This window comes from Gammaproteobacteria bacterium (assembly GCA_029882975.1).
In the GTDB taxonomy this organism is placed as follows: domain Bacteria; phylum Pseudomonadota; class Gammaproteobacteria; order SZUA-152; family SZUA-152; genus JAJDNG01.
Window position 1 is genome coordinate 25,989 of record JAOUJW010000025.1, and the last position, 16,052, is coordinate 42,040.

A 16,052-nucleotide genomic window follows, 5' to 3' on the forward strand; every position below is an offset into this window, starting at 1 on the left:
TGTTGTATAACCGTCCATAACCACTATTTAGAGTCATAGTCCGATTGACCATGCAACGAATCCTAGTAGTTGATGATGATGCTCATATCCGCCAAGTGCTGCATTTCGCTCTGGAAAAAGCCGGTTATGAGGTAGTAGAAGCGGAAAACGGCCGGCAGGCGTTACAGCAATTTGAAGAAAAAGCCCCGCAGCTGTTGGTACTGGATATCATGATGCCGGAAATGGACGGTACGGATGTCTGTCGGGAAATTCGCAAATCATCCAATGTTCCCATTGTCTTTCTGTCATCCCGAGATGAAGAAATCGATCGCATATTAGGTCTGGAACTGGGTGGCGATGATTACATTACCAAACCCTTCAGCCCTCGGGAGCTGGTGGCGCGGGTGAAAGCGGTACTGCGTCGAACCACGGCAATACAACAAACCAGTGCCGGCCAACGCAATGGCACCCAAAGCCGTAGCACCCTGTCCCACGGCAAATTAAGCCTGAACGAACTGGAATTTAAAGCCTACTGGGATAAAGAGGAAATCGTACTCACCGTCACCGAATTTGGTTTATTGAAAACCCTTTTAAGCCAACCGGGCCGAGTTTTCAGCCGCGAACAACTCATGAACAGTGCTTATGACTTTAATAATGTGGTCAGTGACCGTACCATCGACAGCCATATGCGTCGGGTGCGAGCCAAACTCAGTGCACTGGGCGCCAGCCCCATAGAAACGGTGCACGGCGTGGGATACAAACTGGGTGACGCTTAAGTGCACTTAAGCCGGCCACGAGTGTATTCACGAACTGCATAAAGAAAAGCATGCGCCGTCCTCGACTACACACATTGTTATTCCTGGTGAATCTGGCCATTTTGGTGTTGCCTTTAAGCGGCATAGCACTGTTGCGTGTTTATGAAAGTGTGCTGGTACGTCAAACTGAAAGCGAACTGATTGCCCAAGGTGTGTTTGTAAAGGAGATTTTTAAAAACGCCCTGCTACGCCAGGGTTTGTCACCGCAACAAATACAGCAATACAGCCTACCAATGGAATCGCAGACACAAACCACTGAACAATCAACAATACAAGTCACTGAACCGGCCAGCCGATGGAAACCCCGGGCCGCCAAGCTGGATTTATCCAAAGACACCATATTGGGAAAGCCCAGTGACCCTTTACCCGCCACGCACACCCCACACCGGAGTATCAGCGAAGCCGGAGCGCAGACCATGGCTATTATGCGCAATGCTCAAATCACCACCTTGGCCGCAATGCGTCTGGTGGACAGTCGAGGTACTGTCATCGCCTCTACCAATCAAAGTCTGCAACAATCCTTAATGCACTGGCCGGAAGTATCCCGCGCCTTGCAAGGACAACATGTCTCCTTAATGCGCCGACGCATATCCGATGAACCGGTACCGCCGCTGCAATCTATCAGCCGTGGCGCCGGCGTACGCGTATTTGTCGCCATGCCGGTATTGCATGATGATCGCATTTACGGGGCCGTGGTATTGTCGCGCACCCCTGCCAATATCATGCAGGCCTTACACGGCAAACGCTACGAACTGGCTTATGCCGCACTGTTAATCGTGGGTGTGGTCCTGTTCATAACGTTGGTCACATCCCTCACCATCAGCAATCCGGTTAGAGCCGTTATCGCCCAAACCCAGCGAGCCGTACGCGGAGAAAAAGGCGCGGTCACACCCCTGGAGAGTCCTTATACCCATGAGGTGGCTGAGTTATCACAAGCGGTGGCTCATATGGCTTTAACCCTGGAGCAAAGAGCCGATTACATCCGAGATTTTGCCGCCCATGTTTCCCATGAATTCAAAACGCCCTTAACCGCCATTAAAGGAGCGGTGGAATTATTACAGGACCACAGCGAGGCCATGACTGCGGAGGAAAAAAACCGCTTTTTACAAAACCTCAACAACGACGCCTCACGTCTGGAAAATCTGGTGCAAAAACTGCTGGAACTGGCCAAAGCCGATACCATGGTGCTGGGACAAGAACGTACCCTGATCACCCCCGTGTTGCAATCCTTGCAGGAAACTTATCGTCATGCCGGATTGCCTGTAGAGCTACAGTTCAGCGGCGACTCCCTGGCGGTTAATATGGACGAAGCGACACTAAGCTCGGTGTTTACCAATTTGCTGGAAAATACACGCCAGCACGGTGGTCACCAGGCAAAAGTCCACATCGTCGTAAAACGAAGTCAGGAGAATGTCAGTATTGTGTACCAGGACAATGGCACAGGAATTTCCAGTGCCAATGCCAAAAAAATATTCCAACCCTTTTTTACAACTGCCAGAAACAACGGTGGCACAGGCCTGGGACTGGCTGTGGTGCAATCCATCCTCAAGGCCCACAATGGGCAGATTCGCTTAACCCCCAGCCAACAAGGGGTTCGATTTGAACTGGAGCTGGCTCCGGCCCCATCGACTTAATTGTTGTCATCAATAGCAGGATTTCCAGAACATAAACCGCTATGATAACGGCATGAGTCTGGAACTTTTTCATCCCGCGGTCGCCGCCTGGTTCAACAAAAGCTTCGCTGCTCCGACACGGGTGCAACTCCAGTCCTGGCCGACCATCGCCCAACAACACCCCACTTTGATCGCCGCACCTACGGGTTCAGGCAAAACCCTGGCGGCGTTTTTAGCCAGTATCAATGAGTTAGTGGTCCAGGGCGTGGAACGGGGTTTACCCGAGCACACCCAGATACTGTATGTGTCGCCGCTGAAAGCCTTGTCCAACGACATTCAAAAGAATTTACAACAGCCTATCAACGGCATTCGGGATTCTTTGCTGGAGCACGGTCTGGCGGATGTGGAAATCAAAGCCTGGGTTCGTACCGGCGATACACCGCAAGCGGAACGGGTTCGCATGCGTAAGAATCCGCCCCACATTTTGGTGAGCACCCCCGAATCCTTGTACATTCTGCTCAGTTCGGACTCCGGTCGGGAAATGCTCAAATCGATCAAGACTGTGATTGTCGATGAGATTCATGCCTTGGCAGGCAGCAAACGCGGTTCCCATTTGTTGCTGTCCCTGCAACGTCTGGACGCTTTGTGCCAAAACAACAACCGCCCGGCCCCGGTGCGCATTGGTTTGTCGGCAACCCAAAAACCCATAGAACGCATGGCCCAGTATCTCAACGGCTCGGATCAACCCTGCACTATTGTGGACACAGGCCACAGCCGTGCTCGCGATTTGCAAATTGAAGTAACCGCCTCACCGCTGGAAGCGGTCATGGCCAATGAAACCTGGGAGGAAATCTACAGTCGTTTGCAGGAACTGGTGCAGCAACACCGCACCACTTTGATCTTTGTAAATACACGCCGACTGGCGGAACGAGCGGCACGACACTTAGCGGAGCGCATCGGTGAGGAACATGTCACGGCCCACCACGGCAGTCTGGCGCGGGAACACCGTTTACAAGCGGAGCAACGGCTTAAAAACGGCCAACTCAAAGCTCTGGTGGCCACCGCATCCCTGGAACTGGGCATCGACATCGGTGATGTGGACCTGGTGTGCCAATTGGGCTCGCCTCGCTCCATCGCCGCCTTCTTGCAGCGCGTAGGTCGTTCCGGCCATGCAGTGGGCGCCACACCCAAAGGCCGCTTATTTCCCCTAAGCCGGGACGATTTGATTGAATGCTCGGCCATGTTGGATGCCATTGGCAAAGGGGAGCTGGACCAGATACTGATCCCGCATCAACCCTTGGACGTCCTGGCGCAACACATTGTAGCGGAAGTGGCGTGTGCAGAATGGGACGAACTACAGCTATATGATCGCTTGCGCCAAGCCTGGACATATCGCGATTTGTCACAACAGGAGTTTAGCGATGTGGTACAAATGCTGGCGGACGGCTACACCACCAAACGCGGCCGCCGAGGTGCCTACTTACACCGCGATGGCATTAACGGCAAGCTGCGCCCGCGTCGCGGCGCCCGCTTAACCGCTCTCACTAACGGCGGTGCGATTCCGGATCAGTTTGACTACGATGTCATGCTGCAACCGGAAGGTTGTTTCATTGGCAGTTTGAATGAGGACTTCGCTTTTGAAAGCCTGCCCGGCGATATTTTCCAATTGGGCAATACCTCTTATCGCATCTTGAAAATTGAATCGGGACGGGTTTATGTGGAAGATGCCCACGGCCAGCCCCCCAATATTCCTTTTTGGTTTGGCGAAGCACCGGGACGCACCGATGAATTGTCGCAAGCCGTGGCCCGACTGAACACGGAGTTTGCCCGGCAACTGGACTTAAACGGTCTGGAGGGCAGCACTCAATGGCTGCAACAACAACTGCACCTGCCCGCTTTTATAGCCGAACAAATCAGTCACTATCTGGCCACCGCCAAAGCGGCCCTGGGGGTGTTACCGTCCATGGATACCGTCATCTTCGAACGGTTTTTCGATGATGTGGGTGATATGCATTTTGTTATTCATGCGCCTTTTGGCTCGCGCATCAATCGAGCCTGGGGTTTGTCGCTGCGCAAACGGTTTTGTCGCAAGTTCAACTTTGAGCTGCAAGCCGCTGCCAACGAGAATAATATCGTTCTGTCCCTGGGTCCGACCCACAGCTTTCCCCTGGAGGAAGTGGCCAACTACCTCAATGCCAACACCGTACGGCATTTGTTAGTTCAAGCCTTATTGGATGCCCCTATGTTCGGCACCCGCTGGCGCTGGAATGCCAATATTTCTCTGGCAGTACCACGCAATCGCAACGGTAAAAAAGTACCGGCGCAGTTTCAACGCAGTGATGCCGAAGACCTGGTCGCCGTGATTTTTCCGGACCAGCTGGCTTGTTTCGAGAACATCAGCGGCGAACGGGAAGTGCCGGAACATCCGCTGGTCCAACAAACGATAGGCGATTGCCTGCATGAAACCATGGATATCGAAGGTCTGGAACAAGTGTTGCAGCGCTTGACCAGTGGCGCCATTAACGTGGTCTGCCGTGACCTGCCCACCCCTTCCCCGTTGGCGGCGGAAATTATTAACGCCAAGGCTTATGCGTTTCTGGACGACGCTCCGGCAGAAGAGCGCCGTACCCTGGCTATACGCCAACGACAACTGGATCCGCAAAGTGCGCAGGATATTGGCCGCTTAAGTCCGGAGGCCATTGCCCGCGTGCGTCAGGAAGCCTGGCCCGAAGTCTATAACGCCGATGAGTTGCACGATGCCTTGAGCATTCTGGGCTTTGTCACCGATGCGGAAATGCAAAAATCCGCCGCTTGGAACCAATATCTCGAAGCATTAACACAACAACAGCGTTGCGCCCCATTGCTAACCGGCAATGGCAAAACCCTATGGTGTGCCACCGAGCGTCTGCCAAACTTGCTGCTGTTGCACCCGCAGGGCAGCATTTCAGAGACAATCAAAAACCTGTTGGCACAGTGGCCAACGGGGATCGATGCCGACACCGCACTGGTCGACATGATCCGCAGCCGTCTGGAGGGTCTGGGCCCCGTCAGCGCAACGCAACTGGCACAAGCCATTGACTTGAACCTTAATGCGGTACAAACCGCTTTACTGGCACTGGAGCAGGAAGGCTTTGCCATTCAAGGTTATTTCGAGTCGTCCCAGGACGAATTGCAATGGTGCGACCGCGGTCTGCTGGCACGAATTCACCGCTACACCCTCAAAAGCCTGCGCCGTGAAGTACAAGCCGTCAGCCCGGCGGTGTTTATGCGCTTTCTGTTTTATTGGCACCACTTAGTGGACCCTGGTGAAGGCAAGCAGGCCCTCATAGGTATCCTGGATCAACTGGAAGGTTATGCGGTTCCGGCAGCCGCCTGGGAAAGCGAAGTGCTACCGGCTCGACTGGAATTTTATTTACCGGAATGGCTGGACTCCCTTTGCAACAGCGGCCACTTTGCCTGGTTACGCGCCGGGTGTTCAAAAAAATCCCGGAAATCTTCACCGGTAAAAATGACTCCGGTTTATTTACTGCCCAGAGAAACGGAAGAACTCTGGGGCAAAAAGGCCACGGATGAAACCGACGATCAAGCACTGAGTGAATACGGTGCTCAGGTGCTGCGACTCTTAAATCAAAATGGCGCCAGTTTTTTTGCCGACTTAGTCAAACTCAGCGGCCTGTTGCGCACTCAAGTCGAAACGGCTTTGGGAGAATTGGTAAACCGGGGCCTGGTGACCTCGGATAACTTTGCCGGACTACGGGCTCTAATAACCCCCAGCTCCCGCAAGCCGGCTTTTCGCAGCCGCAGTCGTTCCGGGCGTAACCGTCAATACGGCGTGGACGAAGCCGGTCGCTGGTCCTTAATCCAAAGACAAACACCAAGCTTGGAATCTCAAAGTCGATTACAACAGTTGGAGGACTGGCAACACATAGCCTGGACCTTGCTGATGCGCTATGGCGTGGTGTTTCGAAAACTATTGGATAATGAAACGGACTTGCCCCCGTGGCGGGATTTACTGTATATGTTCCGACGTATGGAAGCACGCGGCGAAATTCGCGGCGGTCGTTTTGTGAGTGGATTTGCCGGAGAACAATTTGCTTTGCCCGATGCGGTGCAACAACTGCGCTCACTAAACCGGGACCAACAAAGCACGAAAGACCCGGCGGCAACATCTGTGCCCAATGAACTGGTGACCCTAAGCGCCGTAGATCCCTTAAATCTCACCGGCATCATCACCCCGGGTAAACGTGTACCGGCGCAACTGAAAAACCGCATTCTCTATCGCAACGGCGTGCCGTTGGCGCTGTATGTAGGCGGTAATGTGGAATTTCTGGATGAGGTGGACACACCCAACCAATGGGACTTGCGCAATCGGCTGATTCGCAAACATAACCCGGCTTATGTAAAGCCACCGGGGGATGTTCCCAGCTAATCGTTTTTAACCTCAGTCAGCAAATTCCAGACGTTCTTCAAATTTGGCCCGGGCTTTTTTGGCGCAATCTTCGTCTATATCACCACCCGGCGCGCCACTGACGCCAATTGCGCCGATGTTGTAACCACCTGCCGAAATCGGCAAAGCACCGGCAAGCATAATAACACCGTCTACATGGTTTAACTCCGGACGGATATCTCCCCGGTTTTTCCTGAACTCGCCACTACCGATCCCCGCCATGACAGTCGCATTGGCTTTTTCTTCGGCTATCTGCAGGGTAAAACGTGGCGCAAGATCATCGCGCAATGCCGCCCGCACCAAACCATTTCGATCCACGACCACAGCGCTGACTTGATAGCCTTTCTTACGGCAAATCATAACGGCTTCATTGGCGATATCACGCGCCAGTTCCATTCCAATAGTTTTAACGGCCACGACATCACCGGCAAACGCATTGCCTGCCAGCAGGGGTATAAACATCGACACCCCGATTGATACTTTGAAAAGTACACGTTTCATTGCTCGACTCCTTCCACTTTCTCCACTTTCTCCACTCGCAACGGGCTCGTTTTACGCAACGAATCCGGCGCTACGTTCGGGAACGGAAAAGGGACAGAAAAACCAGGCCCACAGGCTATTTCACGCTTTTAACACCCTGTTTATATCCCGTCTCGTAAGCTTTGTTGAGTAACACGCAATAATGTTCGGCGTTATTACGGTCCATACACTGGATTATAGCCTGTTGCTTAGCGTCCACAACGGTAGCGCGACCGTTTCCCCCCACCTCAACGCGATAGAATTTTTCGTCCAAGAAATGACTCCTGTCATCAACAATCATTTTTCCGGATTCCTGTTTACTGGCGGGACCGGCGTTCGTTCTGGTCGCCTTCCTTAACAACCGGTAACGGTAACCTGACATTAAACACGCTACCTTGGCCTTTTACACTGGAAACGTTGATTTCCCCATGCATGCTTTCACACAGCTTCTTGCACACGGCCAAACCCAACCCCGTGCCTTCGTATTTTCGCGTCAGAGAAGAATCCATTTGGCTAAACGGCAAGAATAGGTTTTTCAGGTATTCCTGGTCAATGCCAATACCGTCATCACCTACACTCACAGTCACCCAGTGTTGATCCTCATCTGTTTCATCGAAAATATCAATAGTGATTTTTCCATTGTGGGTAAATTTATTGGCATTGTTCAGTAGATGCACCAGCATTTGTTTGAATCGGGATATATCCACCTGCACGTAATCATGCGTATGATGAAATTGCACCAGCAGTTTATTACTATTTTTGTACACTTCCACTTCAAATCCCAGCCTCAACTCTTCTATTAAGGCCATCAATGAATAGGGTACACGGTTGTCGGATTCATTGCTGGAGGACAGGCTGAGGATATTATTGACGATTTCCAACAGACGGCGCCCGGAGGCCTCAATTTTATTCAAATCTTCCAGTAGCTGATCGTTGACTTGGTTATTGAGATCCTCACGGGCCAATTCGCTATAGCCAATAATTGCATGCAATGGTGTTTTCAACTCGTGAGTCATATTGGACAAGAACTCATCCTTCATTTTGTCTAAACTTTTAAGCTGATCGTTTTTGCGGCGCACCATCGTATAGGAATCAAACAGATTAGTCCGCATGGTTTCCAGATTCTTCGCCAAACGTCCCACTTCGTCTTCCTGGTCCATCGTGATGGGGTTAGCCAGTACGCCTTTGCCTAAGGCTTCTGCCACATCCCCTAGTTTTTTCAAAGGATCGGTAACCACTGTTTTTACCAAAAAAACAATCATCACGGAAAAAACAATGAATAGGACAACAAAACCCATGGCAATGTCATAAATGCGTTCTGAGACGGCCAAATCCATTTGCCGGGGTGATAAACCCAAAACCACGGAACCCAGCTTTCTCACACGAGTAGGCTCTTTGAGAATGTCGCGTTCATAGACAAAGGGTACCACGTCAGTTTTGTCTTCCAGAGCCGAAGAAGACACCAAGTTGTTGTCTGCATCTAACACGTACACGAAGATAATGTCCTCATTACCTCTGATTAGATTATCCGTGTAGGTTTTTATGGTGACGTAGTCTTGAACCACCATGGGAGCAGCACAAAAACTGGCGGTTGCCTGGCTTAAACCGGCCCCCAAAGTATCCAACTGACGTCGTAAAATTTTTCGATCATCCTGTACATAGTAACTCCCCAGCAGTACGACAATAATCGCCATGGCCGGGAATGCGGTGAGTATAAACTTAATGCCAATATTGGCTTTTTTCCAAACTTTCATGCAATTTAATTGGAAACTTTGTCCGAAACCTGCCCGAACTAAGAGAATCTCTATCCCTATGTTTTGCGAAATATTTTCAAAAATTCTTGTAGAAAACTATAGACTATTAGCGGCTAATACTGGCAAAGTATTAGTTAATCTTTTATTGTAAAACAAGAACATACATACCTACGTGATGATAAGAGCAATATAGCTATGGCCAAATGGATTCGTTCACCCTGGAACCCCCGTTTTATGGAACAATCACCCCTGCTGTTCCATCCCCTGTCCGTCGCTGCTACCAATTTTGTCCGCCATGACCAATGGCCGGACCTGGACGACTACAATGCATTAATAAATCTATGCGATCCGGTAGTACGATCTGAAATAGGGGTTCCCATTAGCTTTGTTGAGCAGGACGGACCTCCTGCCAGCTGGCAAAAAGAGTACGAGCCCCGGATCTTTCTCGATGGAGAAGTGCAAACGCGATGCGAAAACTGGCATGATTTCTTTCAGGTTCTGGTGTGGTACAGCATGCCAAAAACCAAATCCACCTTAAACGCGTTACATTTTGAATCCATTGAACGACGCAAAGCCGATGACCCAAATAACAAAACCCGCAGTAGCATTGAAAATGCACTGACTCAGTTCGATGAGTGCGGCGCTATAGTCACCAGTTCCGATCCCTCGTTGCTGGACATGATAGAAAACTTTGACTGGAAAACCCTGTTTTGGGAGCACCGAGAATCAACCCAACAACGATTACGTTGTTTCTGCTTTGGTCATGCCATTTACGAGAAAGCCCTTAACCCCTATCCCGGTTTGACCGCGCACAGTATTTTATTGCCTACTGCAGAGTCCTTTAACCGTAAACCACTACAGCAACAATTGAAGTACCTGGACGCAGCTATCAGTAAAAAACTGGCAACCCTGGAAATTCAAACTCCCCGAGATTTTGCTCCGTTTCCTTTACTGGGTATGCCTGGCTGGGTTTCGGAAAATCAACAGGAAAGTTATTACGACAATACGGATTACTTCAGACCGGGGCGGCGTTCCTGATGCCAAGCTCAGAGGTCCGACACCGTACCTTTATAGGCATCCCGGTGAACCGAGCCCTTTGTGAGTTTTTTCAGCAATTCCAACAGCAACAACAGCAAAGCCCCTGGTATCCCCAGGCCCGTTGGGTAGCGTTGCCCAAGCTGCATGTGACCCTGCGCTTCCTCGGCAATATCACGGAATCGCAACTGCAGCAAATAAAAAACGGTATTTCCTGCTTATCAACCGCCCCCTTTAAAATACAGTGCTCCACACCCAAACCCTTCCCCAATGTAAAACGGCCTCGTATGCTGGCCTCTTTTGTCCACAAAAATGCGGAACTGGAACAACTGGCACTCTGGGCGGAAACCCTGGCGCTGGAGACCGGGCTGGCAGGGGAAAAACGCCCCTATTTGGGGCACATTACGGTGGCGCGATTGCGTCACCCGGTTTCGGATCTTCAAGCATTGATCCGAAACACGGACAGCTGTCCTTTGCCCGTAGAGCGCGTTGTACTGTACCAGAGTCACCATGGCAATAATCCGGATATCGGCAAAAGCCTTCACACGGGGTATGAGGCCTTGGCAGAGCAACAATTAAACGCTTAACATTTTGCTCGGGTAAGCTTGAATTGTTTGATTTTTAAACTATTCTTTTATGAAGGCGTTGTTCCATAGACATACCAGGGGTGTTTGTGGGGCGTTGTGTTAACACCCTGATAAAGGAGGTGATCACATGTCTAATGACAGTATGTGTGCTGCTTCCGGAGCTACTTGTTAACGCCCAGGTTCGCCTGGAAGCTCCACTACGTCTCGGGTACTGCTATAGAACCCGTAAGATGTCGCGAAAGAAAAGCGGATGGTGTCACCACCATCCGCTTTTTCTTTACGCATTTTGAAAGATGCGTTGCGACTATGTTCGCAGTTTATTCTCTAACATTTTGATTTTCTTACCCATATCCTCTGAGATGCGAACCATTTGCTGACGTATGAATACGTTTTCCACATGCATTTGGATGTGAAAAGCCACCTTGCGCAGTGTTTCCTTGTCCTCGTCGCTGTAATGACCGGCATCGATTTTGTTCAATACTTGGATTGCCCCTGTCACTTTGTCCTTGGTCACGCCTTTGATGGGTACGCAAAGTGAATCCCGACTCACAAAGCCGGTCGTGACATCCACCGTATCATGGGCACCCACCGTATTTTCCAGATCGTACTCTTCCGCCATATTACCGCTGGATACCACCTGCCCCACAATGGAGTTCCACTTGGGTACGGTTATCTGTCGTTGTTTCACGCCGGTACCGCATTGTAGCCAGAGATTATCCTCTACCGGATCTAATACAAAAATACTGCACCGTTCCACGTTGAGAACTTTGGGTACCAGTTCCACAAAAAATTCAATCAGTTTCTGATTGCTGACTTTCTCCCAAGCGCTATCTATAACTTGTTGTTTTTTCTTTAATTCATGCAGTTTTTGTTGAAGAACCTGTTTTTCCATTACCGTCGAATTCCTTACACATCGTGGGATTCCAGAAGCTCTGACAGTACCGCACACCACGCGGCTGCCAAATTGTCGCGGTTGTAGCCTCCCCCACCCATAGCCAATATACGACCGCTGGCGTATACATCGGCAATTTTGCATAAACGTTTAGCCGCATAGTTGTGGGCTTGTTCTGATAACTGCAAATGAGTGATAGGATCACCACCCAAGCTGTCGGCACCACACTGTAACAATATGAACTCAGGCCGAGCCCGCTCCAAAAAGGCTTCCGCTTGCGGCCAACGCGCCAAAAATTGCTCATCCGTGGCTCCGGGTGCCAGGCAGATATTCAACTTACTTCCCTGCGCAAGGCCTTCACCGGTTTCATACTCAAATCCGGTCCCCGGATACAAGTAATTACCATCCTCGTGAAAATCCACAAAACACAGATCCGGATCTTCAACAAAACTGTAAAACACGCCATCGCCATGGTGGGCATCTATATCCACATAAGCCACACGTTTTACACCGTAACATTGACGCAGTACTTCAATGGCAATGCCACAATCATTGAATACACAAAAGCCGGATGCACTGTTTCTACGCGCATGGTGTAATCCCGCAATGGGAACAAAACCTCGGTTAAACTCACCCGTCATAATGCGGTTCACCGCGTCAACCACACAACCCACGACTGTCATAGCCGATTCGTAAATTCCTCGTCGTGCCGGGGTATCACCCTGGTCCAGATATCCCACGCCCAGCTTGGACATCGACCGGACTTTTTGCACATACTCCTTGGTATGAAATAATTCTACGGTTGACTCATCGCCGCTCAGGGGTTCCAAAAGTGAAATCTCCGGATGTTGAAGCAGTCCCTGTTGTTGTGCCTTTTGCATAAAGGCATCATGCCGATCCGGGCCGAATGGATGCCCCTCTCCGAATCCGTAGTCCGCCAAAGCTTTGCCTTGATATAAACAAGTATGCGCCACCGATTTCTCCCGATTAGCTGGAATCGCATTCATTTTAGTATACAACATTGAAAACGGGTTAGGCTGAGCCGGAACGGTTTATGTATTCAACCAAGCAGACATAAATCGCGATGCCATGGGCAAGTGGTGGTTTGCTATGGAATTTTTTTGTAGGTGGAATAGTTACCTGTTCTGGATGAAAAGGCATAAAGCGCTGACTTGTTGTTTTTGTATGTCAGGGTAATGGGAATGGCTTGGCCATACAACTCGTAGACAATACGTACTTCCCCCGGCTCCACCTGATAGGTGCCACGTACCCGGTTTTGTTTGTCGTTGGTGAAGGAAACCACAGAGCCGGTTTCGGTAAACTCTATCCAGTCTTTATCGCTACCGTCCGGATCGTGAAACAGCTCCCAAGTTCCCACAATCCATTTTTCAGCTGCATGAGCTTGTGATACATAAGTTTGGAAACCCAGTAACATCAAAATTAAAAACCATCTGCAAGAAGAAGCCGGTTTCATGATTATCCTCCCGTAATGAGTTAATCAATTTGCAATCACATTGCACGATCAGTACCAGCTACTTCCATTTTGCACCCAACGGTTCGGGCAAAAGCTCTCTTACTTAAATACGGGTTTTTCTACCCGAATCACTCCCTCTGCATCGCTCACAACCACAGAACGCGGCTCATCATAAGCCACTCCCGTCTGCAGTACCTCCCTAAACACTATTTTTCCACCGTTTTTCTCCGGGGTTTCAAAGCTATTAAACGAAAAATATGCGCGATCATACAGGTTTTTATGAATCCAAACGAAACTTCCTGTTTCCAGATCCAACTTTGCCACCAACCCAATTGCGGTTTGGTACAAAAATCCAGCATCAATCAAACCACTGGCAGTGTTAAAACCTTCCAGATGCGTCTCCCACTTGGGACTCAGTGATTGACCGTCAAGACGTACGACATAGCTGGCCGAACTTTCCCCGTCTTCAGTTTCATAAACCAAGATAATGTCATCACCGTAACTGCCATAGTACAACACGGATATGACATCCCGACCGGGAACGTTGAGTGAAAACCGGGTGGTTTGACCATCTGACCTTACACCTTTGCCGTTGGTTTGGATACGAAAGGATTTCCCCTTTAACGTAAATACACAAGGTTCGGATTCAGATTCTTGCAACGAACCGCACTTGGCGGATGTCGTAGTGTTTGGCTTGGCCCATACGGGTAAGGCCAACAAGCACAAACATAGAGCTAAATTCAGTCGAATAAACATATGACCCACCATTTCCACAGCGTAGCTGTAGTACCTTTTATAATAAATTCAGTAGGGTATGGAAACTCATACAGACAAAACCATAAACACTATATCGTCTCAGCCCCAGCTTGTTTAAGCGATTTCACAGAATAGATTCTCATTTTGGGATACTTGCATCGACTGACCAATCCCCGCATACTGGAACCGGGTATCAAAACCGAGACAAGGTTGTATCCTGTTAATTTCATTATCTATTTTTGTAGCTGTTGGTCCTGTCATGTTGCGGTATTTGTGCCAAGAATTTTTCAAACAATGCAAGCGGTTGGATAAAACTCCAAGCAAAATTGTAGAAAAATATGACTGTAATGCAAACCTTTTTTTATTTTTGATGGTTTTGCTACTCAGTGCCTGCAGTGCCCAACCGCTGCTACCAAGCCCAGATCTGAATATCACCCAACCCGACTATCAAGCTCAATTACTGTTGCGGGAATCCCATATGCGTGCCAGCTACAACCGCTTGCTGTATGGTCTGGATGAACCCTCCGAACACGGCCTGCATCCGGAGTTTTTACTGCAAATCGTTGCCCGTCAACTTTCGGGACTGCAACATACACAGGCCAATCTGAGCAAAAGTGTAGCGGATTTTAACACCTTTATTGCAACTCGCTTGCAAGCCACGCAACAGTTGAAGGTAGCTCCGAAACTGAAGCACGCCATTACGGTCCATCTGCAACGGGCGGATATCAACCAAGTGATACGGCTATTGGAAACCAACACCAAGTTCGTTCCCGCAGCAAGTAGAGCTGCTATAGACCATGAATTGGGTTGGTATTATTTGAATACGTTCGAATATATCACTTCATTCTCCTATTTTCAGTCTGCCTTGGAAAAGCTGCCACACTCGCAACAACCCTCCCCCTTGGAAACTCCTCACCGTTACCAACAAGCCTTACAGCATGCAGCGACGCGATTTATTGAGCCTATTAAAAACAGTGAAATCTATATGGGAGATTTATCCAACACCCACACCAACGAAGAAATCCAATTTATAACATCCGTATTAACACAGATAGGACACCACTATTTTGAAAAAGCAGATTATGCTAACGCTTTAAACTATTTTACCCGATCCCTGAATATTAAAATCAAAACCGTGGGACTGAACAATCCAAGTTATATAGACACTTGGCTGGACAAAGGTATAGCATTACTCAGGCAACAACAACTACAGCAAGCGAGCGACATAGCCGAGCACGCCGTATCCGGCATTGATGAACACCCGGTTACATTGAAACTAAAAACGGCGCGGTTCATTGCAGACCTGGGTAGAAAATGGTTAGAACAAAACTGTCCGGAAAAATCCCACTATTTCAGCACACAGGCACTGACTTTACTGAAACCGTTGACCAAATACCAACACGAACTGAACTTTCTGGAACACTTGGGAAGCACCTATTTTGCTACGGGACAATATGTTAAGGCCTTACGAGTCTATGATGCAGCACTCGGCCTTGTTCCTGGAACCGGCCACAACCTCTACTAAACACGTCATAATTTCTAAAGACAATCTCATTCTTGCTATTAAACAACTTTCTACATTACTCTGCCATTTCGAAAAGCGCCTATTTTTCCTAGGGTAGTTTCCAGCGCTCCTTTGCAGTACCATCAATATTTTAATCAGGGAGATACTCAGTGAAAATCTGGATTCCCATTGGACTGGTGGTGATTTTGGCTTTTAGTTTGCTCGCCATGCAAACTATGCAGGCTCCTAACTATGGTGCCAAATACAACAGCGATGTCATTTTATACTCTACCAGTTGGTGTCCCAACTGCGCCCAAACGAGAGCCTTTCTCAGTGCCAGTGGAATACCCTACAAAGATTTTGATATAGAACAATCCTCAACGGCCTATCAGGAGCACAAGTCACTGGGCGGTAGAGGCGTACCGGTATTATTGGTAAAAGGCGTGGTGATTCAGGGTTACAACCCCAAAGCAATTCAGCGCGCTTACTCCGGCTCCTAATGCGAATCAACCGTTTTAATACACCAGGCCAACTATCAACAACATAGCGCTCCAGCGAGACGGTTGTGGTTAGAGATAGTTTCAGTTAGAGATAGTTTCCGTTAGAGATAAATAACGTAGGCTATTTTGCATAGGACATGCAGAACCTGGTCCAGGTGGAAATTAATCTTTCTTTCG

Annotated in this window: 14 protein-coding genes; 7 read left to right on the forward strand and 7 right to left on the reverse strand. The window is 49.3% G+C overall.

What is annotated here, in order from left to right; genetic code table 11:
- Nucleotides 1-50 precede the first annotated feature (50 nt).
- Genes OEY58_16470 through OEY58_16480 form a run of 3 tightly spaced genes read left to right on the forward strand, consistent with a single transcriptional unit; the run spans nt 51 to nt 6,836 of the window.
- Nucleotides 51-755, forward strand: a complete 705-nt coding sequence (locus OEY58_16470; protein MDH5327052.1) for a response regulator transcription factor — start codon at nt 51-53, stop codon at nt 753-755.
- Between the two features lie 50 nt (nt 756-805).
- Entirely contained in the window at nt 806-2,428 is a 1,623-nt protein-coding gene (locus tag OEY58_16475; protein MDH5327053.1) for an ATP-binding protein, read from the forward strand.
- Nucleotides 2,429-2,480: 52 nt separating this feature from the next.
- The gene (locus OEY58_16480; GenBank protein MDH5327054.1) at nt 2,481-6,836 is read left to right on the forward strand and encodes a DEAD/DEAH box helicase; all 4,356 of its coding nucleotides are present in this window, start codon (nt 2,481-2,483) and stop codon (nt 6,834-6,836) included.
- Nucleotides 6,837-6,848: 12 nt separating this feature from the next.
- On the opposite strand, the gene OEY58_16485 is transcribed toward OEY58_16480, so the two are convergent.
- The 3 genes from OEY58_16485 to OEY58_16495 all read right to left on the reverse strand — a co-directional run bounded on the left by OEY58_16485 (nt 6,849) and on the right by OEY58_16495 (nt 9,127).
- Nucleotides 6,849-7,316 (reverse strand): heme-binding protein, encoded by a 468-nt coding sequence (locus OEY58_16485; protein MDH5327055.1) that lies wholly within the window; start codon nt 7,314-7,316, stop codon nt 6,849-6,851.
- Between the two features lie 154 nt (nt 7,317-7,470).
- A complete protein-coding gene (locus OEY58_16490) occupies nt 7,471-7,674 on the reverse strand; it encodes a hypothetical protein (protein ID MDH5327056.1) in 204 nt (67 codons plus the stop codon).
- Nucleotides 7,675-7,690: 16 nt separating this feature from the next.
- Nucleotides 7,691-9,127, reverse strand: coding sequence for a HAMP domain-containing histidine kinase (locus tag OEY58_16495; protein ID MDH5327057.1), 1,437 nt, complete (start codon nt 9,125-9,127; stop codon nt 7,691-7,693).
- Between the two features lie 195 nt (nt 9,128-9,322).
- Here OEY58_16495 and OEY58_16500 point away from each other — a divergent pair, with 195 nt between their 5' ends.
- Entirely contained in the window at nt 9,323-10,165 is an 843-nt protein-coding gene (locus tag OEY58_16500; GenBank protein ID MDH5327058.1) for a DUF3025 domain-containing protein, read from the forward strand.
- Nucleotides 10,165-10,749, forward strand: coding sequence for an RNA 2',3'-cyclic phosphodiesterase (thpR, locus tag OEY58_16505; GenBank protein ID MDH5327059.1), 585 nt, complete (start codon nt 10,165-10,167; stop codon nt 10,747-10,749). The genes OEY58_16500 and thpR overlap by 1 nt, the downstream gene beginning before the upstream one ends.
- Before the next feature lie 304 nt (nt 10,750-11,053).
- On the opposite strand, the gene OEY58_16510 is transcribed toward thpR, so the two are convergent.
- The 4 genes from OEY58_16510 to OEY58_16525 all read right to left on the reverse strand — a co-directional run bounded on the left by OEY58_16510 (nt 11,054) and on the right by OEY58_16525 (nt 13,871).
- On the reverse strand, nt 11,054-11,641 hold the full coding sequence (locus OEY58_16510) for a GAF domain-containing protein (GenBank protein ID MDH5327060.1): 588 nt from the start codon (nt 11,639-11,641) through the stop codon (nt 11,054-11,056).
- 14 nt (nt 11,642-11,655) lie between these two features.
- Nucleotides 11,656-12,648, reverse strand: a complete 993-nt coding sequence (locus tag OEY58_16515) for an acetoin utilization protein AcuC (protein MDH5327061.1) — start codon at nt 12,646-12,648, stop codon at nt 11,656-11,658.
- A 101-nt stretch (nt 12,649-12,749) separates the two neighbouring features.
- A complete protein-coding gene (locus OEY58_16520) occupies nt 12,750-13,115 on the reverse strand; it encodes a hypothetical protein (protein ID MDH5327062.1) in 366 nt (121 codons plus the stop codon).
- Between the two features lie 99 nt (nt 13,116-13,214).
- The gene (locus OEY58_16525) at nt 13,215-13,871 is read right to left on the reverse strand and encodes a hypothetical protein (GenBank protein ID MDH5327063.1); all 657 of its coding nucleotides are present in this window, start codon (nt 13,869-13,871) and stop codon (nt 13,215-13,217) included.
- Nucleotides 13,872-14,349: 478 nt separating this feature from the next.
- Here OEY58_16525 and OEY58_16530 point away from each other — a divergent pair, with 478 nt between their 5' ends.
- The gene (locus tag OEY58_16530; protein ID MDH5327064.1) at nt 14,350-15,396 is read left to right on the forward strand and encodes a tetratricopeptide repeat protein; all 1,047 of its coding nucleotides are present in this window, start codon (nt 14,350-14,352) and stop codon (nt 15,394-15,396) included.
- Nucleotides 15,397-15,545: 149 nt separating this feature from the next.
- The gene (locus OEY58_16535) at nt 15,546-15,875 is read left to right on the forward strand and encodes a glutaredoxin family protein (protein ID MDH5327065.1); all 330 of its coding nucleotides are present in this window, start codon (nt 15,546-15,548) and stop codon (nt 15,873-15,875) included.
- Nucleotides 15,876-16,052 lie beyond the last annotated feature (177 nt).